Source organism: Desulfogranum japonicum DSM 18378, from assembly GCF_000429945.1.
In the GTDB taxonomy this organism is placed as follows: Bacteria; Desulfobacterota; Desulfobulbia; order Desulfobulbales; family Desulfobulbaceae; genus Desulfogranum; species Desulfogranum japonicum.
Genome location: NZ_AUCV01000003.1, coordinates 1 through 23,459, shown reverse-complemented (window position 1 = coordinate 23,459; position 23,459 = coordinate 1). Strand labels below are relative to the sequence as shown.

Genomic DNA, 23,459 nt, shown 5'->3' with positions numbered 1-23,459 from the left:
AGCCGGTCATAAGCAATCATGGCCGGCTCACCCTAACCAGCCAGTTATAACCACAGGAGGCACCATGCCAATAAGCGGTGTTGTTATAAGCTGCAGTCCCGGACACAGATATACGGTTATTAAAAATCTGAATGCCTATAAATCTGTAGAAATTCATGGCGCAGACCACAGAGGAAATATCGTTACTGTCCTGGAGACGGATTCCTCTGAAGAGATGGAAAAACTCATCGAGCGCCTTAATAATCACGACCATATCCTCAACATCGGCATGACCTATCTCAACATTGAAGATGAAGCTGAACGTATGGCCAGGGGGGAGACAACGACAAAACCATTTGGTTTCAAGGCACCTTCTGTTTAAAAAAGCGAAAAACTCAATCCATTGAAAAGACGAGCGTTCCTGAAACTATTAGGAGCAACTCTTTCCGTGACCGGCCTTTCTCCGCACCAGGCAGGAGCCAGATTCCTTGAAAGTCCGGTCACGAAAAACCGGTTGCGCCCGCCTGGTGCTGTCCCTGAGGAAATATTCCCTGCAAAATGCATCCGGTGTGGCCGTTGCGTCGAGGTGTGCCCATATCGTTCAATAATCATGCTCGATATCCGGGCCGGTATACACGCCGGCACTCCACTTGTTCAGGTGGAAAACATTCCCTGCTATCTCTGCATGAAGTGTGTCGACGTGTGCCCCACTGGCAGCCTGCTCCGAGTCAGCCAGGAATCAACACGAATGGGGCTTGCCATCATTGACCAGTTCAGCTGTGCGGCCTGGCAAAACACCGCGCTGTGCCGCACCTGCTACGACAAATGCCCCTTCCCGGAAAAAGCAATACGACTTGACCAACTTAAGCCAGTCATATTACCCGACCACTGCACCGGTTGCGGACTATGTACAAACGCGTGCCCTGTAACCTTAGCCAACGGCAACAAAGCAATCAATATCGAGCCGCTCTATGCCCGCGACAAGGTGACGGTATGAACCAGCCCGGGGTCTACACAAAAAAAGGGAGAAACTCGCAACAGCGAAGATTCCGGTATACAACACTGCGCTTCATTATCCTGTTCTGCGCCTTCCTGATCATAGCCATTAATCCATGCATCAACTATTACCTGCACAACAGCTTCGTGCAAGGCTGGTATCAATCCTTCGGCATAGGATCTCTCTGGTTTGTCTCACCGCTGGAAGGGCTTGAAAGCCTCCTGATTACCAAGACAGTGTATATGCCGTCAATTATCGGCATGGTGCTGCCCTTGCTTCTCGTGTTGCTGCTTGGCCGCGTATTCTGCTCCTGGATCTGTCCTGTGACCTTTATCCTGGAAATTACCGACAGGCTTCGGCGGGCTGTCAGCCGTAAAAAATATCTTCGTAATCGGCTTATCGTTGTCAAAAAGGTTCTCTGGTTCACCCTGCTGGCTGAAATACTGATCTCCATGATTATTGGAGCGCCGCTGTTTGTGTTTCTTTCTCCACCTGGGTTGGTGGGGCGGGAAATGATGATGCTCGTCTTTTTCCATACCCTGGCAATAGAGGGTGTGCTGTTGTTAGTTATCATCACCCTGGAACTCGTAACCCGTCGTTTTTTCTGCCGTAGCTTTTGCCCCCTTGGAGCGTTGCTTGCACTTCTAGGCAGCAAACGCAAGCTGCTGGTGGTCGTTGAAAGTACACAATGTGTTGACTGCGGAGCATGTGAACAAACGTGCCCCATGGGACTCGTACCGCAAATGGGCGAAGGCATAACCGCCTATTGCTGGAACTGCGGTGAATGTTTGGATAGTTGCCGAACAGGAGCATTGCGTTTTTCGTGGAACACAAAATACCAGTAAGCAAGTGCCTGATGCCTGTACAATGCCTTGGCAGAAAAAAAACTCGTAAAGACCGACGCCTGGAAAGACCCCTTCCAGGAACTGGAATACTACTTCTGCTAACACGCTGGCCGCCGCGCACGCGACGGCACAGCAATGAATGGACCGGACTACAACCATTGGAATGGTTTCTCCCAGCTGTTCCAGATCTACAAGGATATTGAAGATATCTACAACAAACGTCTTGAAACCGGAAAGATTGAGGATCTCAGCCCGGTGATGAGTACCGGCCCACTATAAGATTCACCTGAATACAGAACTGTATAAAAAAGGCCCCATCGCATCAGATTGGGGGCCTGTTTTATACTATATTTCTTACTGACTACAGAATTGTTGACTTACCAGAGATAGCAAACATGTTGAATTTACGACTATGCTGCATTCCTCAAAAGAGAAACCATTGTGCGTAAAAACATTGCATTAAAGGCAGGATATAAATCGACATTGGACAGCTGAATTACTCTATGAAACTGTTACGCCCTCTTTATTACACATCACAGCAAATCACTGACTATTCGAGAGGAAGCTCCTGAAGATTATACATATTCATTTCATTTAAAATATGAAGCTTATAAAATTCATTTAATCTACCAATATATTTACCACCATAATATTCATTTTGCTCAGGATACCCATTAAAATACATTACTGTCGGAAAGCACAAAGGATAATCTGAATTTGAACCCAACAAAATCATACCAATATTTTTCCTCACAAAATTATGGAGAGATCTTATATGTGAAATGCTTGAACGTATATTCCAATGTAGATAATATGTAGCAAGCCCATCATCGTGCGCTATCCAGTTATTGTAAAATGAACCAAGTTTCATTGCTACCAAATCGGGATCATCAGCATTTTTTGTTGATTTTTTTATATGCTCAATCCCTAAATCTGTTTTTTTAATTGCCCTTCTTATATATTGCACACCTATATTTTGACTTTCTATTTCTTTTATTAAAACCTGTGGATCATAACTAACTGTCTCTACAACATGCTTTTTTCGTAGTATTTCTTTTGCCAACTCCCATACCTGCGGACTTGTTTCCTGGAGCGCATGTATTTTATTCAATCTGAACTCTTGAATTGGCAATGAAATTCCAGCCATAGAAGAATACTGCAGATCACAACGAACACTTCTCAGTAAACAGGAATGAAATTCGGGTTTACTGCCAGCAGTGTTGTATTGACCGCAATCTTCCTCACACTCCTGGTAGTCATTAAACACTTCACACTTTCCATGCCTGGCAAAAATTGCTTCATAGCGCTTACGCAGCTCTTTCTGCCATGGCTCCAGAGATTCAGGCGAATTTGAAGCATCTGCCTGACTCGCCCCATCTGCCTGATTCATCGCAAGAGGAATTATCTCAAGAACCAGTCTATCAACCGGATGCGGTGGCAAAGAATCCATTTGATCTATATCCTTTGCAGAAACCTTCAGCGGTATCCCCTGCGTTTTACAGGCCACTTTCACAGCAGAAACATTGGAAAGGATGGCATCCTTGAGCACTTGACAACGTTCCTCAGCAAGATCGACGATTTCCTCTCCAGGAGCAACAAAGGTAGCCAAGGTCAATTGTATTTGCAGCATGTCCTGCCCTTTAACCGAACCAATTCCGGCAATGATTCTGTTCAACTTATCCTGGTGAGCAACAGTGCTGCTTCGTGCCTCGAAAATATCACTGCTCTTTCCCTGATACACCACAGTTGCAAAAGCGCTGTCGACCAGAATCAGCAGCCCCACAACCATCAATATGAAATAGAATCTCTTCATGCTTTTACTTTCTACCACCATTACAGATGTATAAATGAGCCACCCTGCTTATCACGCCCTGACACCAGCAGCGCTCAACAGAATAAAGATTCTTGCAGTATCAACACATTAGAATCATAGCGCAACACAAAAAACAGCTATCTCCGAATTACCCTTGTGCCACAAGGGAAAAAATTTTTTTCAACTATACTCACTGTGCTAAAAGAGAAATTAAGATAAACAAAGATTGATTGATGGTGCGCACGGCGCACCCTACCAAGCTGATAGCAACAAAACTGTTACGGGGGGAGATTGCATAGACAGGAAGAGCCAGGGGACTGATTGTATTTTTCACCGCCAATACCACGAAGCCACCACAACAGAGCAATAAACACGGGCACCTTACGCTCATCGTGAGCACTACACCACCTGATGAACAACCAAGAGAGCATAAAGAAAAAAATATGATTGAAGGGGAGGAATTGATGAGTAGACCAGTGAACACTGTCGGAAAGTATTAACCAACGGGAAGGTTACAGCACTCCTTGGAACACTTTAGTTTTGATCCAAGCCAAAAGGTAACTGCTCACAGCGCACCTGTAACCAGTTATAAATATGGGAGATATTCAAGCTTGTCCGTCTTCCCTGTGTTAGTAGTTACGCCAAAAGATAACTCAGCCAACATCTGACTGTGATTCCACATTTTTTCTTAACACATCCATAACCGCATCTGTATCTTTGCTCATAAAACCATGATCTTCATGAATTCTGTTTTTTATACGATGCCAAAAATCATTAACCGCCTGTTGGTCACCGCGATCGATAGCTGCATACTCTCTTCTTACTGAACCAAGATGCAATGCTACAGCATTGCGTTGCATGCCATTCAAGTCATCTGCAAATGGAACTTCTTTGTTATACACGTCCCCTTCTGCAATATCTCCATCTACAAAAAAATCCTCATCACAACCATGAGAATCCTTGTCTATAACAAAATCATCCTCTTCGAATTGTAAAACATCATCATGATTATCATGAACTGCATCCTGTTTTTTTATCGTTGTCTCAGGATTTTTAGCCACTGTTGCTGGAGACTTTTTCATTCTTTACTTACCACGTGACACCGTCATCATCTTCCTGATTATGCGCTTTTTCACCGCGTCCCAGTGACATCCTGCTCCTTTCACTGTATGTATCTAGAACTTTTAACAGCAGAAAAGCTAAAATTAACTGCACTACGTATAACGCCTTCTATAGTGTTTATCCATAATTGCGAATTTTTGCTCAAGTTCAGGTCAGACTCCGAAAAGACCATTTATGGACAAAGACTAAATGATAGAGAAGCGCATCGGACACTCCGATGACAGCATCTCAATATATTGTTTATTCTCTCACAAAAAGGAGGGAGTGTAAAATGTATATTTTTGCCGGAATTTTGACAGGATAGCAGCAACTAGCAAGCAAATAAATATATTCCTGTTATCAATATATTAGGCTCTTGAGGCAACACTTCTTGAGCACCAGTTATCGAATAGGGTTAGGAGAACAAACCTACAAGGGATAAATTCATGATTGGTGGTGCGCACGGCGCACCCCACCAGACTGATTACAACAAAGTTGCTGCAGAGGAGGAATCCATAGTATGGCAAAAGGCCAGGGGACTGATTGTATGTTTCACAACCAATCCCCTAAACCAGAATAAATACAGCTAAAGCGTAAATCTACCAGTAAAAAATCAAAAAATGGCGCCTGGTTTGGAACCACTTTTTTATGAATCAGATGGTCTCTAACAGGACTCACCTTGTGAATAATGCATTGATTATCTCGGGAAAGCCCCATTGTTTATATCTATGCAGGTGCCATTGATATATTCAGGGCAATCTGTTGCCAACCAGAACATAGCTTTCGCGACTTCTTCCGGGTAAGCGAATCTGCCGGTATACACAGCGCTTTTTATGGCTTTTTTTCTTGGTTCCGGGATGATATGCAGCATATCAGTTTCAACTGGACCAGGTGCGACTGCATTTACAACCACCCCGTCGGGACCGAGAATCTTGGCAAAGCTTTTGGTCATATTAATGATTCCTGCTTTTGTTATCCCATACCATACATCCGGATGCCCGATCTCTCCCGCGATGGACGCATTATTAACGATGCGGCCATAGCCATTTGAAAGCATATTCTTGGAAATCTCTGTGATCAATGCAACCGGTGATTCAAGATTGACCTGTAAAATCTGGCGTATTTTCTCTGCAGGATACTCAGTATAAGGAAGAGAAAACATAACCCCGGCATTGTTAATCAGAATGTCAATTCCCGGTAACTGTGAAACAAGCTGTGGAATACCTTCAACATCCGATAAATCATACTTTACGGTTTCAACCTTGGCGTGATCTTGCAGTGGAAAATTTTCAAAATCCCTTGCCACAACAAAAACCGTATATCCAGCTTCTACAAACAACTTGGTGGTATCCAAACCTATTCCTTTATTACCACCTGTAATCAAAACAGACTTTTCTGTATTCATACTTCTTCCATGTATTGCATTTTTTTATAAATCGGTTCACGAGCAGGACACCTATACTAACCCCAACTGATCCAGCAAGGCCTGTTCCAGATGTCGATTTTGACCTTGATACGGATAACAGTGAATATGAATCGCAGGGTTAAAATTCATTTCAATTATGGCATAGCTTGTAGCGGTAGCGGGTGTAGCGATATCTTCAATCATCATATCAAGACCTGTGATTTGAACTCTCATCACCTCAGCCGCTTTTGCTGCAATTTCTCCATAGCTTGGATGCACATCTTCAGTACAATCAATGCTGTCTCCGCCTGTACTGATATTACTGTTTTCCCGTAGAAATATTTTTTCATCCTGTTTTGGAACAGTATCAAAGTTCATCTGCTGCTCCGCGAGAAACATGGCTTCCTGCTCACCGAGTTTAATTTTCTCCAGCGGCGTACGATACCCCTGGCCCCGCAAAGGATCTCTATTCTTTTCAGCCACCAGTTCCCGGATAGTGTGCACACCATCACCAATCACATTGGCTGGCACACGATGCAAAATTCCACGGACCGTTCCATCAATGAGAAAAAAACGATACTCTTTCCCTTCTATAAACTCCTCGATGAGGATTTCTTCGTCTTCTGCAAACGCAAGCCTTACCGCCTTGGCAAATACAGCTTCATCTTTATTGTCTTTCAGAATGGTAATACCGAGGCCAAAATTTGTGCTCTTGGGTTTAATGACAACCGGTTTTCCCTGTAAACTCGCCCATACCCGACAGGCACTGACCTCATTATCAAAATGATATCCCCTGGGTACACGAATGTTCGCTCTCTGTAACACCTTCTTGGTTACCACTTTGTTTTCCATCATCAGAATACTACTGTAATTATCCAGTGATGTTCTGGTAGCCTGGACCACATATTCCACGGTGTCGCCTTTGCTAAGCCGTACAAAGTTTTCCCTGCGATCTAGAATTTCAAAATGCACCCCGCGTCTCACGGCTTCCTTTAAAAGCAACTGCGTGGAAAGCTCCATATCTTCCAGGCCAAAAAAACGAAAATCCTGTTGATGGAATACTTCTCTGGAAGCTTGAGCACGCCCAAGATACTCCTGGATGAATCCGTTTTTCTGTACAGCCCGATTCAGTGATATACTTGGGTGTTCTATATTTCCCTGAAAAACATCCTGCAGCCAATGTAAAGATTTTTTATATTCAGCATGGGTTTGGGAATTCAGTTGGAGCTCTTTTAAAACGGTTTCCATCTTCGCTGCTATCAATAGCCCTTCGGCTTGCAGATTAATGGATTTGCCCAGACTCAATTCTTCATAATTTTCTGTGAACCTATATGTGGCTGCCAGATTTTGCATTTCATCGGCCAGTGTCTGCTGATTCTGCCCCAAGGCGTCAAGTTCAGGTTCAAAAAGGGCAAACATACAATAGAGATGCACTAATCGCAGTGAATCCATGGATATTCCTATGGAATCATCTGGATCTAAATCCAGTAATCGAATCTCCAAATGGGAAATATCATCGGTCCCGGGTTCTAGCTTCAATCGCACAGGCAGGTACAGTTCGCTCCGGTTCAACAATTTCCCTTCAGCTATATATCTATCCAGAGTGTCAAGATATGCCCCTAGCGTGCTGTATTCCATGTGAAGCGGATATAGATTCTGATACCCGACACTGCTGGAACGAATAGAAATGCCATGGTCGCAGCCCCCCTGAAACAGTGATTCCGGATCAAAGGGTTTCAGGGTCAAAGAGGGATGGGAGCAGGGACTCCGCCCAAGGGCCATTACCAATAGCCACCTGTAGCGCATCAGATTGCGCAACAATTTCATATACACCTGATTGCGCAACTCGGTTTTATCGAGACCACAGGTGGAATGCAGTTCCTCGAAAAACTCCTCTTTTAACGAAAAATTAAAATGCGCCCCGGAGATCATAAGACGATTTCGACCGTAGATTTCTGAGAGGTGTTCCCTGTACAGAGTTTTAGCCGAAAATGGTCCTTCAAACCTGGCAACGGGAATGTCTTCTTCTCCCGGTAAAACCGGCGGCATAGACTGAAGCCACAACAGCTCGTTTTCAGGCAAAGCCTTCAACACGATCTGATGAAGAGTTTTTATAAAACCATAGGCTTGCTCCAAGTCATCGAGTGGAGGGGTAATCATTTCCACCTGACTTTCTGAAAAGTCAGTGGTGATAAAGGGATGCACCGCCTTATTTCCCAGTTTTTCCGGGTGGGGCGTTACAGCCAGCTTCCCCTCCAAGGTACATCGAACATGCTCTTTCTCCAGCCCGAACATCCCCTGTGCCGCCCAATGACGCAGCCCGGCAGATTTCTTCAGATGTTCGAGGTTCAAGCAATTGAGATACGTATCGCTCTCCATCAATTACGTTACTAAGTAAAATAATACAAAAATAGATTTCATATTGAAACCTGTACCAATACCGAACAGGCAACGCCGTTGCCCGGATTCACTTACAAGTAGTAATCAGGGTCACGCTATCTGCAAGTGTGTATTCTGCATTATTTCTTACCTTCTTGAATATTATCCGGTCACCAGTACCCCTTACCCCTGTTTCAACAGATCTTTTCTGAACGGGAGTTCCCTCAGCCTGATCCCAGAGGCTTTAAATATGGCATTGGCAACAGCGGGTGCGACCGATGGCAGAACCGGTTCACCGACACCACCTGCCTTAAAATCATTTTTTGCTATAAACACCTCGACTTCAGGCACATCCGACATGGTTAAGACCGGGTAGTCATCATAGTTTGCCGTTTTGACTCCGCCCTTTGCGAAACTGACCTGTTCGTGAAAAGCTGCACTTAACCCCATGACAACACCGGCCTCGGCCTGGGCTTTAATTGCATCAGGATATATTGCCGTTCCGCAGTCAAGGGCACACACAACCCTATGCACCTTAACGTTACCATTCTCTCCAACCGACACTTCAGCCATATGTGCCGCAAAGGATTCAAAGCATGCGCTGACTGCCACCCCCCGTGCTCTGCCTGCAGGCACCGGAGTATTCCATCCTCCTTTTTCAGCAAGAAGAGCTAATACGTCATACGATCTGGACCCTTTTTCCATGTGAGCGAGACGAAACAGGACCGGATCTTTGCCAGCAGCATGTGCCAGCTCATCCATAAACGATTCCACCGCGAAAATATTGGAAGAAAATCCAACCGAACGCCACCACCCGACCGTAACAGGCAGGTTAACCATCACATAGTGCACTGCATGATTTGCAAAGGTATAGACCATATCACTCACACCGCTGACTGCATCCGGATCTATGCCATCTACCACAGCATGGGGCATTACTCTGGACATGACAGATGGTGCTGCAATTGTATGATCCCAGCAGATGATCTGACCGTGTTCATCCAGCCCAGCCTGCACCCTGGATCTGTTAGCCGGTCGGAAATACCCATGAATAAAATCATCTTCACGGGTCCAAATGACTTTAACCGGTCGATCCAATGCCTGGGAAAGCAGGACTGAATCCACCACCGGATCCTGCTCACCCCGCAAACCAAACCCACCACCCGCTGGCAGTGTCATAACTTCCACATTTTCAATGGGCAGACCCGTTAAACTTGAGGCAGTCATCTGGGTTGCTGTCTGCATCTGGGTAGGTATCCATATTCGACAGCGATCCTTTTCAACATGAGCTGTGCAGTTAATCGGCTCCACCTGGCCATGGGAAAGATAGGGCAGACTGTATTCCTGCTGCAAGGTCTGGGAGGCTGTCGCTAAAGCCTGGTCCACACCGCCTTTTTTTCCGGCGTCTGCCCCCTTTTTCTTAAGACTATCAGTGAAAACAGCGGCAATCATCTCATCCGACAAATTCGGATGAGACCCTTCAGACCATTTAAGATCAAGAGCATTTCTTCCCCGCATTGCGGCGTAGGTGTTTTCCGCACAGACAGCAATTCTTTCTTCAAGAGGAATAACCTTGATCACGCCTTTAACAGCCATGGCTGCATCTGCGTTATACGCTTCCGGTACTGCTCCGTAACGGGGCGGCCTGGCTACCACGGCGACGCACATCCCCGGCAGGGTAAAATCAAAACCATATACTGTTTTTCCCTGTACCTTATCCGGTATATCCAACCTCGCCTTCTGTGTTCCGATTATGGTATGGGCTGCAGGATTTTTAAGCTGTGGATTTACAGGAACTGCCCGTTTTCCTGCAGTTTCGACCAGTTGTCCATATCTCAAGCTACGACCGTCTGGATGAATAATTTTTCCTTCACTGGCTTTACACTCTCCCGCATTCAAGCCCCACTGCTGCGCTGCAGCTTCCAGCAACATCTGCCGGGCTGCCGCACCGACAGAGCGAAGCAGGTCCCAACGATGGCGAAAGCTGGTACTTCCTCCGGTGAGTTGTGCATGCCATACAGGATCCTTAAACGGGTCTGCGGCAAGGGCCATTTTTACCTGCACATTTCCCCAGGAGGCATCCAATTCATCGGCAATTACCATGGCTAGCCCGGTATGAGTGCCCTGCCCCAGGTTGGTCTGCCCTACCCAGACAACGACTGTATCGTCTGCGCGAATTTCCAGAAACGCATGGGGCTTGAATGGCATCTCCGCACTTCCATAAACCTGAGACGCATTAAACAGCTCTGTGGAATTTGCAACAGTTGCAGCGGCAATAACTAGGCTGCCTGTTTTCAGAAAGGATCTTCTTGTCATAGCCTTATCCATGATTCACCCTCCCTGACTGGCAGTTATTTTGGCAGCCATCCTGATGGCCTTTCGAATCCTTGGATGCGAGCCGCAACGGCAGATAACGTCATCCATGGCATTATTGATCTCTGTTTCGGAAGGATGTGGAACCCGTGATAAAAAATCCACTGTCTGCAACATGATGCCAGGCTGGCAATATCCACATTGGGGGACCTGCTTTTCGATCCAGGCAATTTTAACAGGATGATCATCAGGCAACCCTTCTATGGTTGTGATGGCACTTCCATCTACTTCTTCAATGGGAACAACACACGAACGTCGTGCCGTACCATCAATGAGCACCGTGCACATACCGCATTCAGCAATTCCACAGCTGTATTTTACGCTGGTAATTCCCAGATTATCCCGCAAGACCCACAATAAAGGCGTATCTGGAGCTACATCGACCTGCTGTCTCGTACCATTCACCGTTAACGCAAACATACCCCCCTCCCGTTCTTGATTATTCATTCAAAATTTCATAAAACTACCCAGAGATAAAATCATTAAACTTGACAACTTCCCCAGTATTTGTAACTGCTTACGGAAAAACAAGGAGCAGTGTGAGCAGTTACACTTTCATCTGAATTTCATAACCACACAACCTTGTTATACTTTCCTCCCCTGTCCAAACAGATATAAGCACATTGTTCAACACCGAAAAAACACCAACGAAAATACGTGTTAGTACTATTGTACAGCACTTTAGGGCCGTAAAAAAAATAAATTATCCACTCTTGTTGGTCTCTCAACTCATTCTCCTGCGCACTTTTCGGATAGTCAGTATTTTCAGTACACCTTACAAACAAACCCCAGGCTCTAAACTTTGTTATCGAGTTAACTTTCCGTTTTTAAAACCATTTCCGACCAGACATCACAGGCAACCATACGAGGAGCCCGCAATGCTCAGAAATAAGCCCTCCCCTGTATTCCAGCTCAAGCCTGCAGCCCCCCGCTGCCAACACATTTGACATGCGTCTCTTGATTCTCATATGATCTTATCTAGGAGTCTGTCGGATAAAGCTCTTTTCCCCATATTTGTGTTATTTTCAGGTCATCAATGCTCGAAATATCAACTATATGACTGTGTTTGATTTCCTGAAAACGCCTAACCTGAGAAAAAATAGCAATGCTCCGGCAGACTCTCTGTATCTCTCCACAACTGAGGATGTCTACCCTGGTTCAGCAAGCGTAGACTCCGAAAAGTCCCTTTACGGACAGGTACTATCTAACAAGACAATTCCTTTCAGTGGCTGCACCGACAATCCTTCCCACGCGACAGCTCATTGTTATTGGATAAAATGGTATACGATGAAGACTACTGAAAAGTACAGATATGAGGTTGTTGCAAGCGCCACTGTACATTATCTGTTCCGGCAACCATTGGAGAAACAGGCATGACGAATATCTCTGCCCCTAAACCAACCATTCTCATTGTGGACGACACTGCAGAAAACATTACAGTCTTGTCCAGGATCCTGGTGGACTACAATGTCAAAGTGGCAAACAACGGCCCCAAAGCCCTTGAAATAGCATTACGCTTCAAACCGAACCTCATACTATTGGATATCATGATGCCGCAAATGGATGGCTATGCTGTATGCCTGCGATTAAAACAGGACCTCCGCACAAAAAACATCCCGGTAATTTTTGTCACGTCAATGGATGAGGTGACCGATGAAGCGCGCGGTTTTGAACTGGGGGCTGTTGACTATATCACCAAACCGGTCAGTCCTCCTGTTGTTCTGGCAAGGGTCAAGACGCATTTGAAATTATACGACCAAAACAGGGCACTGGAAGAATTGGTGAATGAAAGGACCAAAGAACTTAACGAGAGCAGATTGGAAATTATCCGCCGTCTTGGTCTTGCTGCGGAATACAAAGATAACGAAACAGGTATGCACGTTATCCGTATGAGCTGTTATTGCAAAATTCTGGCAACAGCCATTGGCATGAGCAACGAAGAGGTGGACCTGATACTCAATGCTTCACCCATGCACGATGTAGGAAAAATTGGTATTGCGGACGATATTCTCCTGAAACCCGGACGATTGAACGATAAAGAAAGAGCGATCATGGAACGGCACACGGAAATTGGAGCAAAGATCATAGGAGAACACGATAATCCACTCCTGAAGATGGCCAGAACAGTGGCTTTGACCCACCATGAAAAATGGAATGGTTCAGGCTATCCCAAAGGACTTAAAGGTGAGGATATTCCCCTGGTCGGTCGTATTGCTGCAGTTGCTGATGTCTTTGACGCGTTGATCAGTAAGCGCCCCTACAAAGAGGCATGGCCTGTTGAAAAGGCTGTTGCCTTGTTCAAGGAAGAATCCGGACAACATTTTGATCCTGCACTGATAGAAGTATTTGTGCAGAATCTGGATAAAATACTTGAGCAGGCCAGACTGCATGCAGATCCTGATTAACCGTACCCACACAGCCTTGTAAACAAGGGGTATACTACCTTTCCGTCGCGTATTTTGCCGTGAAATACGGCCATTTTTTTAAAAACAGGGAGAACTGTGAAGCTCCGAAATTTCACCATACTGTCCATCGGGTTTGTCATTGCTGTTTTGATCGCCTTCCAGCTGATTGTCTCAAAGTCCATTGTTAAAAACGGATTCCAGAAACTGGAAAATGCACAGACCCGCTCCCTGGTACAAGCTGCCGAACGCGCACTGCATATCAAGCTGAACGATTTGGATAAACTCTTAATTGATTGGGCCAGCTGGGATGATTCATATCAATTCGTACAAGACCGTAATTCTGAGTACATCAACTCCAACCTTCCCATAGACACTTTTCTGGATCAGTCTCTGATCTGCGTGATAATTCAGAGCAGACTGGGAGAGAGAATATACCTCCAGGCTGTCAATTACGATGGCGAATTTGACAATGAGCTTGCAGAACAAATATTTCGGCATGTCTCAAAAGAGTTTTTTCCGTCAGCTGAAAACTCAGTTAGCCAGGCGGGCATGATGCTTATCAAGCCAGGAAAACTTGCCCTGGTAGCCAAACGGCCGATCCTGGACAGTAATTCTTCGGAACCTCCCATGGGCAGCCTTATATTCATAAGGCTGGTTTCAGAGAGCATGCTGGAGGAAATATCATCCCTGCTGGGCGCAGATATCTCCTTTATAGATCCTGCGAAGGAAAAAGATGTGTACTCCAGAGTCATGAGATCTCCAGATGACATATTTGTATCACATAGTGATCAAGATATCTCAACGGGCTTTGGCACAATCCTTAATATACAAGGTTATCCCATAGCGCTGATAAAAGTTTCTAACAGCCGTTTTTTTTCACAGCAAGGACAAAAAATTACCAATTCCTATTTTGCTCTTGTCACATTGGTAGTTCTGCTGTTGAGCTTGTTTGGTTATTTCGTCCTTCACAAAAAAATCCTGCAGAGACTTGACGCACTCATGCAACAAATCTCCCAACAGGAAAACGCGTCAACAATGCTTTCGCCAATTTCCATCACAGGAAAAGACGAAATATTCGATGTGAGTGTCTGCATTAATAATATGCTTGAACGTATCATGCAGTCCAGGCAGTCGATCAATGTCAAATCAGAAGAAGTGAGCAGAAATGAAGAGTTTCTCGGCCAATTGCTCAACTCCATCGCAGCGGGTGTTCTTCTGGTTGATCCGAAAAGCAGGGTTATTGTTGATATAAACAAATTTGCCCAGGATCTCACCGGTTACGCAAAAGATGAAGTTGTAGGAAAAATCTGCCACAAGCTTACCTGTCCATCGGAAATCGACAAGTGCCCTCTTCTCGATTTAGATCAATCCAGGGATATGTCAAAACGCAAGCTGCTACACAGGGATGGTTCAATCATCCCGATAATGAAATCAGCATCCTTCATTACCAGGGGAGACCAGGAACTTTTACTGGAAACATTTGTCGATATCTCTGATGTTGAGCAGGCCCAACGCGAACTGGAACAAGCTAAAAAAGAGTTGGAAAGCAAGGTTGAGAAACGAACGGCTTATCTGCGTGGCATCATAGACACTGCATTCAATGGCATTGTTGTTATCGATTCCCAGGGGCTCATTAACGAGTTCAGCCCTGCTGCGCAGGAGATATTCGGCTACAGCAAACAAGAAGTTCTGGGGAAAAGTATCAACATACTGATGCCTGAACCTTACCAGAGTGAACACGATGGGTATCTCCGCAACCACCTGCAGGGAGGCCCCGTAAAAATCATTGGCAGGCAGACCGTGGTCCCGGCACTCAGGAAAGACGGCTCCCAATTTCTTATGGAGATCGCCCTCAATACAGACATTGTCGACGGCAAGCCAATATTTGTTGCTGTAATGAGCGACGTTACTGAACGTATCAAAATGGAGGAGGCTGTCGCAAATGAAAAAAAACGCCTCCAGGAAATACTGGACACCAGTCCCATCGGAATGGTTATCACCGTTGACGGGGTCGCGAAATTCAGTAACCCAAGTATGATTTCAATGGGTTTTGAGACAGGCAAAAGGACAGAGTTATCTTGGGCTATGCCCGAAAAACGGCAGGACTTTATTCAACTGCTCGACAAAGAAGGCAAAGCCCTGAATTATGAAACACAGCTTATTAACAAACGCGGAGAAATTATCGATGTCTTAACCCACGCCCATACTTTTACCTATGAAGGCCAGAAAGCATGCCTTGGCTGGATTATTGACATCACCGACCGCAAAGCCATGGAGAATGAAATTCGGGAAAGCCATGCCAAGTACCAGAGACTGGTTGAAGAGTTGGGTGGCCGGTTCGCTGTATTCAGCCTGAAGCTGGACGGCGAGGTAATATTTGTCAGTGAAAATATTCAGGCTGTTTTTGGTATAAAAAAAGAAGATCTGATCGGCAAACGATGGAACGATGTGGTCAACTGGTTGCCGGGAGAAACAGAAAAGGCCAGGCAGTTCTTCTGGAGCAAACTGGGAAACGAACAGACCTCTTACGAAGTCGAAAGCGCCTACATACATACAGATGGCAGCAAACGGGTCGCGCTCATATCAGGACATACAGTCTCTGGCCAGGACGGCAAAATCGCCTCTGTTGAAGGCATCGTGGAAGACATCACTCTTCGAAAATCCGCGGAGAAAGCCCTGGCAGAGGCAAAAGAGGCCGCTGAAGCCGCTACCAGGGCCAAATCAGATTTTCTGGCCAATATGTCCCACGAAATCCGCACGCCAATGAACGCGATCATAGGCCTGTCCTATTTGGCCCTGCAAAACGAACTCAGCGAAAAACAACGCAACTACATTGACAAGGTGTACCGTTCTGCAAACTATCTCCTTGGAATCCTCAACGACATTCTTGATTTTTCCAAAATAGAAGCAGGCAAGCTCGAGATGGAGCACATTGACTTCCTGCTTGAAGATGTCCTTGATCATATAGCCAGTGTGGTCGGCATGAAAGCCCAGGAAGCAGGACTCCAGCTCATGTTTGATCTTCCCTGGAATCTGCCTACGGCATTGAAAGGAGACCCGCTCCGGTTGGGTCAGGTACTGCTCAACCTGGGGAATAACGCGGTAAAGTTCACACCAAAAGGAGAGGTCGTCATCGCCGCCCGAGTTGCAGAAGAAAGTGAGGAAACCGTCACCCTTCATTTTAGCGTACGCGACACAGGTATCGGCATGACAACGGAACAACAGGAAAAACTGTTTCAGCAATTCAGTCAAGCCGACACCTCCATTACCCGAAAATATGGCGGCGCAGGATTGGGGTTGGCAATTTCCAAAAAACTCACAGAAATGATGAACGGCAGGATATGGGTGGAAAGTATTCCGAATCAGGGCAGCACGTTTCATTTTACAGCCAGTTTTACTAAACAGCCAGAAAATGTACAGTGGATCAATGAACGGCATCAGGATGCTCCCCTGCATACACTGGTGATAGACGACAATGCCACTGCGCGTTCAATATTTTATGAGATGCTCACAGGATTCGGTTTCACCGTCGACCTGGCGGATTCACCTGCCTCAGCTTTCCAACTACTGGAACAGCAAAAGGAAACCAGACCTTATGACCTGGCCATCCTGGATTATGATTTTGCTGACATGACCGGTATCGAAATCGCACAGGCTATGCAGTCCAGTACAACTCTTACACATGTTCCCGAGGTTATTCTAGTATCAGCATACACCAACGCCAATCTCATACAAAAAGCCAGGGAAGTTGCAATTATCAAGAATATCCTCAATAAGCCGGTCATGCCCTCAACCATGTTTGATACCATAATGATGGTTAAACGAGGGAAAGTTCGCAGGGAAAGCAGGTTTATTCTCAGGCAGGACCAGTTGAACGAGAAAACCACCAGGCTGAAAAAAGCCAAGGTATTGATAGTGGAAGACAATGATATCAACCAGGATGTGGCCGCAGATTTACTGGCCAGCCATGGCATTGATTTCAGGATTGCCGAAAACGGGAAAATTGCCTTGAACATGCTGGATAAAAAGCATTTCGACGCAGTACTCATGGACTGCCAGATGCCAGTGATGGACGGCTATACCGCCACCAGAAAAATCCGTGAAGATGCACGATTCAAAGACCTCCCCATCATTGCGATGACAGCCAATGTCATGACAGGAGACAGGGAAAAATCCCTTGAATGTGGAATGAATGACCATATAGGCAAGCCCATTCGCATACAGGAACTTCTGCAGGCCATGGACAAATGGATCACACCTACAGGCTCTAATCCCCGTTCCACTCCTGATGAAGACCAGACAGCGTTGGAACACATCCCGGGACTTAACATTACCGAAGGTCTGGCCACAGTTCAGGGGAATGTCCTACTATATCGCAAGCTTTTAAAAAAATTTCACGACAGCTATAGCGACTTTGAAACGCTTTTCAAAACAGCACAGGATGACCAAGATCAAGAAGCCCCAACACGGTGCGCACACACCTTGAAAAGCGTTGCAGCCAATATCGGAGCCAATGGCGTCAGGGAAAAGGCCAGGACACTGGAATCTGCCTGCAGGAAGCATCAGGGAAAGCAGCAAATTGAAATTCTCCTGCAGGAAGTCACAGAAGAGCTTTCTCTGGTTACGGAAGGATTGGCATCGTATGCTCAATCATCTCCAGACATTGCTCCACCCATTACACCAGAGGCAACGCACATGCCCCAGGAGATCATTACCAGCCTGAAGAAACTTCAGGTCCTGGTCGACGAATCAGACATTGAAGCGTTGCAGCTGGCGGATGAATTGCTGAAGATGCCAGGTATACAAGAGTACTCAGGTAAAATCACCCATATCAAAAAAGCACTGGAAAATTACGATTTTGATATAGCTAAAGAGTTACTGGACAGCGAACTGTGATGAGGCAGTTGTGACTCCACACAACTGTTTTTGATTATTTACAGACTTTTTGAGAGTACCTCGCCGGTTCATCAAAAAAGGTGATGTCTGCGTATCCGGCATACATCTTTCCTGAATGCAAGGCACCTGCCGGAATATAGTATCTATCGCCTTTGGTGTAGGTATTTTTTTCCCCTGCAATGATGAGCTCGATCTTACCTTCCAGCACAAAACCAACCTGAGCCGCATGTTTATGCTCCGGGAGATCGACGTCTTTATCAAATTGCATGAAAAGTATTTGATGCTGGTCTGCCTGCGATAAATACGCAGAGACTCCATCCAGAGGGATGTCAGCTTCAGGCAGATCTGTTATCGGTTTCGAAAATATATTACTCATAATCAATCGTATTGTGTGGGATGTTATCAGGCAAAATCCCTGTTCGGACCTGCCCAGAAAGCCGCTTTTTCAATTAAAAACAGTTAAGGGTCACGGAAAAAACAAACTATCCAATCTAGCTTGTCTCTCAACTCGGTAACGTCGTTGCATCAATCCCTCGATACGGCCAGTATGGAGCCATTGATGCGACGAGGTTACTCAACCGATATCCTAGCATTTTTTGGATATGTGTTATTTTCCGCGACCCTAAGCAAAGATTCCCGCACGGTCATTTGGTAACACCAGCTAGTTCAACCAGAGATGACTTCTCTTCCAGTTGCCACCTAACCCTTTCAATACAACCACTTGACTGTCATGAATGCGAATGATTGCCAATTTGTATTCTCGTTCTCCCACTTTTGCCGTTGCCGTACAGAAATCAGGATCGGTTGACCAGTTTGGGACCTGCCACTCCAGGGTTCCCACCGGATTCGAGATTTTCCAAAGCTCCCGGTCGTTCTTGTCACGAATACCAAAATGGGTGTGGGGGAGATACAGGTGCATGATACGATAGGTGTTATCCGGACTCATACTTGAGTTGCAAGACTGACGTCCACGATAGAGAACGTGGTATTTCTGGTTCGGTATATCGGCAATGAGACACCCCCCGTAGGCCTCACCGATATGTGTGCCGTCAGCAGACATTGTACCATCGCATGGAAAATCCAGAATTTTGTGCGCACGACCAGTACTGGGCCGCCAGAGATACGTCGCTCCAGGGCTCTTGCCTTTTTTGTACCAATGCTTTGCATCGGCATTTTTGTAAACAATGCAAATCTCTCCTGATTTGGGATCCTTCCACCAGAATGGGGAATGAAGCTTCGTTCCCTTTAAGATCTTCTCAGGAGGGGATCCGTCGGTTTTCAAGACAAACGCCTGACCGCGATAGGAACACAAAATGCGGCTCCCGTCCGGTGACCAGTTCGGAGTACTGAGTCCCCAGAACTTGCTGTCTGGGCCGAATTCTCCTATAACCGTTACGCGCAAGCTGGACAAATCTACAGTAACGATCTTCCCTTCCTTTTTAGCAACGAGTTTCCCCTCTTTCATGCGATCCCCGAGCAGCGCTTTCAGTTTTTGGACAGTCAGGCGGTTCTCCTCGGCCAGACAATCACCCACACTTATCGTACTGAGCATCGACACTATGATGATAATACACCATAGAGCTCTTACTTGTTGCATAGGACCTCCAATATCCTGAATGAATTACACTTCCAGATATTTGTTCAGACCGGGTAAACGTATCGGCCAAGGTTCATACCAATAGAAACGCCAACAGCCAGGGAAAGCATTAAAGCTATATTACGCCCAAAAGATATTCTGGTAATGGCGCCTCTATTTTTTATATAGATCGAGAGAGGAACCAATATGGATAACTCTATTGCGAGGTTTCTCCAGCAATATACATTCATTATATCAATTTTTCCAGCACTTGGCAGAATACCCAATGGAGAGGCAAACACACCGCTATACAAAGGCCATAAGAATGGACTTTTTGAACTCCTACCATAAATCCAAAAACAAATGAGAAACAGGGGCTAAAAATATCCAGCCTGTTCTCAAGTGTAACCATTTTTTAAGGATTCCAATTGTTAAGGCACATAATGCTGCTATAGCCGATACAGTGAAACAGAACAGAATTGAGTGCGTATACCGTAGTAGTATTTCATATCCGAATAACCACGACGACAAATAATCAAGATCAGGCGTTACTGCTAAACCAGCTAAAAACAGCGCGCCAAGTGTCCTGCATGGGACACTCCTGTCCCTTTCAGCTCCGTACAATGAAGCACCAAGTAAAGCATGACTCAAAATAGAAGACATAATTGTATTGCAACTACTCCTAGAGGACACGAATAAGCTCGGGAGTTTCCCGTGTATGTAACAGGTTACTTTCTGGAAAAAGCGCAATAACCTGAGCGGGGCCCGATCTTCGGGTGATTGCGGCAGGTATCGGGCCGTTTGTCATACATGGTGCAGCGTCTACTGTGGCTATCCAGAAAAATGCAATCGCCGTTTGCCATTCTGGCAAGAATGAAAGTTGCCGATCTGGAATGAAAATGTTCAACCAATCGCTGTTTCATCAATCGCCTTGCAATGAATTTCAGATTCTCCTCCAGTTCGAATTCATCCATCAAGCCCATTCGAATAAGATCTGTGGCCTTAACCTCTACGGGCAGACTGCAACAGGAGGCATCACAGTGTTGACAGAGCTGTTTGTGGTATTTTGCCCAAGTAGCGGTATTCTCAATATCTGCTGAGGCCTCGGGTATATACAGCATGAAGCAGGACTCCTCTAAAAAAAAAGCCCTGTCTACCATAAAGCAAGGGGGAAAACGATTCTTTTCTCTATAAAAAATATTAAAGGTAACCACTCAGGGGCAAGTGACTAAACATGGCAACTCTCCTGTATTTACAGCGCCTTACAGGGATCCTGAGGTTTTCGTAAGCAGGCTGGCGCAGCATATTATTGCCCCATACGCAAGCCGTAAGTAATCACGGGAGCACCATATTTGCTTGGTGGTGATAACCCCATAGAGAGGCGACAACAAAAAATCTCGATTTTCCAAACAATAAAGTTCGGGTATTATCGAAGCCAAGAAGATCCCCTCTAGGAGTCTGTCGGAGAATTGCTATTTTCTCTCAAATTAAGGGTCACGATAAAAATAAAGTATCCAATCATGCAAAAAAAGAAGATGATAGTTGTCCAGTGCTGGGATGATGGAGTGACTACAGACGCACGCCTGACAGATCTATTGCGCCAACTGCAGATCCCGGCAACCTTCAACCTGTGTCCGGGCATGTACGACAAGCGGGCTCGCTTTGGATGGATACATAAACAAACAGAAGTATGGCGCCTTGGATGGGACGAAATGCGTTCTGTCTATAACGGGTTCACCATTGCAAACCACAGCCTGACACATCCAAATTTGTGCGATCTTCCTGTTACTGAAGCGCGACACGAAATCGCCGTTGCCCGCGACCGGCTGCAACAATTTTTCGGGCAACCGGTCATGGGTTTCGTCTATCCATTCGGTGCATTCAACTCAACAATAATGACCCTGGTAAAGGAGACAGGACATTGTTACGCCCGAACGACTCAACCAGCAGAACAATCGTTTCCGCCTGCCAACCCCATGGCTTTTCACCCGAACTGTCATTTCCTTTCACAGGATTTCTGGTTGCAATACGAAAATTCCAGGAAATGGGGTCTGTTCTATTTCTGGGGACATTCCTACGAATTGATCAGCGAAAACCTTTGGCAGGAGTTTGAAGTTAAACTACGGCGTATAACGGAAGATCCTTGTTCGGTTTGGGGTGAATTGCCACAGCTATTCTCTGGATCAGACTTAACTGCAACCTAAAATAACACCGGCAATGGAAAGGGATTACTCATCACGTTGTCGTTTCCGATATTGAAAATAGCCGTCACGCAGAGCGATATAGGGATCGAAACTTATCTTTTTGAGTTCATTATATTCTCCCAGATGAAAGGAGAGTTTATTTACTTCTTTAGTGGTATAAATCCCTGCCGTGACAATATAATCATCTGCCCACGAGTAATACGGCGTAGCCATAAAGGAATCAATTATGGTTCCGCTGAAATCGCGTAAGGTGGTTGACCCAAAGAGCGGTACCACCAGGTAAAAACCGTCCCCTACCCCCCAGGTGCCAAGGGTTTGTCCCAGGCTCGCATCTGTCGGTTGCAGGTTGAAATCAGTACGAGCCGGATCTCCAAGGCCAAATACCCCGAAAAGCGTATTTACTGCAAATCGCCCTAACACGGTTCCTGAATCTTTGACTCTCCCCTGGAGTAAACAGTTAACAAAACGAACCGGTTCCTCAAGATTATAAAAGAAATTACCTATGATACTTCGAAAATCTTCAGCCACTATTTTGCTGTACCCTGTTGCGACAGGATCCAACACGTAAATATATGTGACATCATTAAACTGGAACATCAACCGGTTGAACGGCTCCAGAGGGTCTGGAACATGCTCTGTCGGGCTTTGGTTCGTATAGTAGTCATCATCAAGGAAATCAACATGTTCAGAGGCAAAAGAACATGCCGGCAGAAAGAAAAAAATTAAGATATATAGTATGTATCGATAGTTGGTGAAGGGAAACATATTTCTATTCCATCTTTCTGGACTCAACCTTGTGCATGGGCATCAAGGTCAATGCCAGGCGTTACCCGGCTGGGTAACTGTCATATTTTGCGCAACAACAAAACAACTGAATCGCGTCCTGAATGGCATTTCAATCACAATTCGTGCCAGTTTTTAAACATATAATATATTCAGGGGACATCTTGGCTCGTATCTGCCCACAATCAAGGTTTTAGAAAAAAAAACAGGGACATGGCTAAGCCAATCCCCCGTACTTATGAGTCTTATACGCAAACAATTCAATTTCACGCAAAGAAAAGCCCCTCAATCGGTTTGAGGGGCTTTTCTGTATACACCTGAAAAGATGCAAGACCTACAATTGTCCGCCACCAAGTACCTTATACAGGCTGACCAGGTTGGAGAGGTACGCCTGCTTGACGGTTACAGCCCCCTGCTGGGCGGAAAACAGGGAACGTTGTGAGTCAAGCACTGTAAGAAAGTCATCAATCCCGCTGTCGTAGCGTGCTGACGACAACTCATAGGCCTGGCCGGTGGCCTTGACCAGGGCATTCTGTGCATCCAGCTGCGCCTGGTAGGTACCACGGGCTGCCAACTGATCGGCGACCTCCTGAAAGGCTGTTTGAATTGCCTGTTCATATTGCGCGGCTGCAATCTTCTCATTGATCTCTGCCACTTCCAAGCTGGCCTTGAGTTTTCCCCTGTTAAAAATCGGAATGGACAG

The 23,459-nt window shown here is 45.7% G+C and carries 19 protein-coding genes; 7 read left to right on the top strand and 12 right to left on the bottom strand.

What is annotated here, in order from left to right:
- Positions 1-64 precede the first annotated feature (64 nt).
- The 4 genes from G493_RS0103285 (at position 65) to G493_RS33305 (ending at position 2,100) form a co-directional block, all read left to right on the top strand.
- Positions 65-361, top strand: a complete 297-nt coding sequence (locus tag G493_RS0103285; protein WP_028579227.1) for a chaperone NapD — start codon at positions 65-67, stop codon at positions 359-361.
- 66 nt (positions 362-427) lie between these two features.
- Entirely contained in the window at positions 428-976 is a 549-nt protein-coding gene (locus G493_RS0103280; RefSeq protein ID WP_232363707.1) for a 4Fe-4S dicluster domain-containing protein, read from the top strand.
- A complete protein-coding gene (locus G493_RS0103275; protein ID WP_084813406.1) occupies positions 973-1,821 on the top strand; it encodes a 4Fe-4S binding protein in 849 nt (282 codons plus the stop codon). The genes G493_RS0103280 and G493_RS0103275 overlap by 4 nt, the downstream gene beginning before the upstream one ends.
- Positions 1,822-1,956: 135 nt before the next feature.
- Entirely contained in the window at positions 1,957-2,100 is a 144-nt protein-coding gene (locus G493_RS33305) for a hypothetical protein (protein WP_153306420.1), read from the top strand.
- A gap of 271 nt (positions 2,101-2,371) precedes the next feature.
- On the opposite strand, the gene G493_RS0103265 is transcribed toward G493_RS33305, so the two are convergent.
- From G493_RS0103265 to G493_RS0103235, 6 genes are all read right to left on the bottom strand, one after another.
- Positions 2,372-3,652, bottom strand: coding sequence for a hypothetical protein (locus tag G493_RS0103265; protein WP_205623628.1), 1,281 nt, complete (start codon positions 3,650-3,652; stop codon positions 2,372-2,374).
- Positions 3,653-4,287: 635 nt separating this feature from the next.
- Positions 4,288-4,716 carry a hypothetical protein gene (locus tag G493_RS0103260; RefSeq protein WP_028579223.1) on the bottom strand — a complete coding sequence of 143 codons (429 nt, stop codon included), beginning with the start codon at positions 4,714-4,716 and terminating at the stop codon, positions 4,288-4,290.
- Positions 4,717-5,432: 716 nt separating this feature from the next.
- The gene (locus tag G493_RS0103250; protein ID WP_028579222.1) at positions 5,433-6,140 is read right to left on the bottom strand and encodes an SDR family NAD(P)-dependent oxidoreductase; all 708 of its coding nucleotides are present in this window, start codon (positions 6,138-6,140) and stop codon (positions 5,433-5,435) included.
- Positions 6,141-6,191: 51 nt separating this feature from the next.
- Complete coding sequence (gene gshAB / locus G493_RS0103245; protein WP_084813405.1) at positions 6,192-8,519, bottom strand: bifunctional glutamate--cysteine ligase GshA/glutathione synthetase GshB; 2,328 nt, start codon at positions 8,517-8,519, stop codon at positions 6,192-6,194.
- A gap of 183 nt (positions 8,520-8,702) precedes the next feature.
- Positions 8,703-10,847 (bottom strand): xanthine dehydrogenase family protein molybdopterin-binding subunit, encoded by a 2,145-nt coding sequence (locus G493_RS0103240; protein ID WP_028579220.1) that lies wholly within the window; start codon positions 10,845-10,847, stop codon positions 8,703-8,705.
- 3 nt (positions 10,848-10,850) lie between these two features.
- A complete protein-coding gene (locus G493_RS0103235) occupies positions 10,851-11,339 on the bottom strand; it encodes a (2Fe-2S)-binding protein (protein ID WP_205623627.1) in 489 nt (162 codons plus the stop codon).
- A gap of 926 nt (positions 11,340-12,265) precedes the next feature.
- Here G493_RS0103235 and G493_RS0103225 point away from each other — a divergent pair.
- Positions 12,266-13,297: a response regulator gene (locus G493_RS0103225; protein WP_028579217.1), complete on the top strand. Its 1,032-nt coding sequence runs from the start codon at positions 12,266-12,268 to the stop codon at positions 13,295-13,297.
- 96 nt (positions 13,298-13,393) lie between these two features.
- On the top strand, positions 13,394-18,193 hold the full coding sequence (locus G493_RS27590) for a PAS domain S-box protein (protein WP_051308977.1): 4,800 nt from the start codon (positions 13,394-13,396) through the stop codon (positions 18,191-18,193).
- Positions 18,194-18,227: 34 nt separating this feature from the next.
- On the opposite strand, the gene G493_RS0103215 is transcribed toward G493_RS27590, so the two are convergent.
- From G493_RS0103215 to G493_RS0103205, 4 genes are all read right to left on the bottom strand, one after another.
- Entirely contained in the window at positions 18,228-18,569 is a 342-nt protein-coding gene (locus tag G493_RS0103215; RefSeq protein WP_028579216.1) for a cupin domain-containing protein, read from the bottom strand.
- Positions 18,570-18,854: 285 nt separating this feature from the next.
- Complete coding sequence (locus G493_RS0103210; protein WP_028579215.1) at positions 18,855-19,790, bottom strand: TolB-like translocation protein; 936 nt, start codon at positions 19,788-19,790, stop codon at positions 18,855-18,857.
- A gap of 321 nt (positions 19,791-20,111) precedes the next feature.
- Positions 20,112-20,432 (bottom strand): metal-dependent hydrolase, encoded by a 321-nt coding sequence (locus tag G493_RS34760; protein WP_153306418.1) that lies wholly within the window; start codon positions 20,430-20,432, stop codon positions 20,112-20,114.
- Positions 20,433-20,497: 65 nt separating this feature from the next.
- On the bottom strand, positions 20,498-20,890 hold the full coding sequence (locus G493_RS0103205) for a YkgJ family cysteine cluster protein (RefSeq protein ID WP_035273540.1): 393 nt from the start codon (positions 20,888-20,890) through the stop codon (positions 20,498-20,500).
- A 399-nt stretch (positions 20,891-21,289) separates the two neighbouring features.
- Between G493_RS0103205 and G493_RS0103200 the strand changes: the two genes are divergently transcribed.
- Positions 21,290-21,973, top strand: a complete 684-nt coding sequence (locus G493_RS0103200; protein ID WP_084813404.1) for a polysaccharide deacetylase family protein — start codon at positions 21,290-21,292, stop codon at positions 21,971-21,973.
- 24 nt (positions 21,974-21,997) lie between these two features.
- On the opposite strand, the gene G493_RS27585 is transcribed toward G493_RS0103200, so the two are convergent.
- Positions 21,998-22,738: an MlaA family lipoprotein gene (locus G493_RS27585; protein WP_051308976.1), complete on the bottom strand. Its 741-nt coding sequence runs from the start codon at positions 22,736-22,738 to the stop codon at positions 21,998-22,000.
- Positions 22,739-23,090: 352 nt separating this feature from the next.
- Positions 23,091-23,459: TolC family protein (locus G493_RS27580; protein WP_028579992.1), on the bottom strand; the 369-nt coding region annotated here is incomplete at its 5' end.